This window comes from Wolbachia endosymbiont of Tuta absoluta (assembly GCF_059414725.1).
This window is the reverse complement of sequence record NZ_JBNRJY010000639.1, coordinates 1-1,184: the sequence shown is the minus strand read 5'-3', so window position 1 is coordinate 1,184 and position 1,184 is coordinate 1. Positions and strand designations below refer to the sequence as shown.

Annotated in this window: 2 protein-coding genes; both read left to right on the top strand. The window is 39.8% G+C overall.

The window, feature by feature from the left end; all coding sequences use genetic code 11:
- The first annotated feature begins 192 nt into the window (after positions 1–192).
- The gene (locus ACJ5GX_RS06975; RefSeq protein ID WP_495292842.1) at positions 193–438 is read left to right on the top strand and encodes a hypothetical protein; all 246 of its coding nucleotides are present in this window, start codon (positions 193–195) and stop codon (positions 436–438) included.
- Between the two features lie 247 nt (positions 439–685).
- Positions 686–1,111 carry a hypothetical protein gene (locus ACJ5GX_RS06970; protein ID WP_495292841.1) on the top strand — a complete coding sequence of 142 codons (426 nt, stop codon included), beginning with the start codon at positions 686–688 and terminating at the stop codon, positions 1,109–1,111.
- Positions 1,112–1,184 lie beyond the last annotated feature (73 nt).

Genomic DNA, 1,184 nt, shown 5'->3' with positions numbered 1-1,184 from the left:
TCGTCCACTCTGGTCCTCTCGTACTAGGAGCAGATCCTCTCAAATTTCCAACGCCCACGGTAGATAGGGACCGAACTGTCTCACGACGTTCTAAACCCAGCTCGCGTACCTCTTTAAATATAAATATTGGTTGATTTCTCTGCGTCAATTTCTTATTTTTTTGAAATTCGAAATAAAATAAGTTTTATTTTCATGATAAAACCGACAAAAATAATGGTTAAAACATACTCTCAACGATACATTACCGCTTCGGCAATTCACGCATTGGCTCAACGCTTTAATTTACCCTATGATGCTTTTATGCAAGATTGGGAATATGAGGTTGCTGACCCAAATCGTATTGATGAATTTATAGATGCTTATCTTTCAAATGAACTCAATGAAGACGAAAAATTTGCACTGATGGAAACGATCGATCGCTACAGCCCTTTTAGCTAGCTCTCCTCTTATTTTCGCCAATACAAATGTCAGCGCCAATGCATCAGCTGAAGTCAATGCAAATGGTGGAGGTCTACTCAGCAATATTGGTCAAGGAATCCATAATACAGCAGACAAAGTTGGTAATGGTATTGAAAAAGGTGTCGATAAGACTCGTGAAGTCTCAAAAGATGCTTGGGATGGTACAAAAAATACTGCCGTTAAAGTCGGTGATGGTATCGAAAAAGGTGTCGATAAGACCCGTGATGTGTCAAAAGATGCTTGGGATGGCACCAAGAATGTAGCAGGTAAAGTCGGTACTGGTGTAGAAAAAGGTGTCGACAAAACTCGTGAAGTCTCTAAAGATGCTTGGGATGGCACTAAAAATACTGCTGATAAAGTCGGTACAAGTGTTGAAACTGGAATCGATAAAGGTAAAGTAGCCAGCAAAGGTGCTTGGGAAAATACCAAAAAGCTAAGTTCAGAAGCAGGTCATAACACCAAAGAAGCTGCGATAAAAGCGAAAGATAAAACCAAATCTGCAACCAGTAAAACTTGGCAAAAAACCAAAGACTTGGTTAAGCCGAAATCAACCAACACAGGTGCTAAAGTAAATTCACAAACACATGTGAAAACACCAGTAGGTAGTGCAAACGTCGGCGTATCAACAGAAGCCAAAGTTGCAGCTAAATAATTGCAATTGATGACCTCTAACCCACAATATTAAGATGAAAAGCTCACATCCGTGGGCTTTTCTTTCAAATACT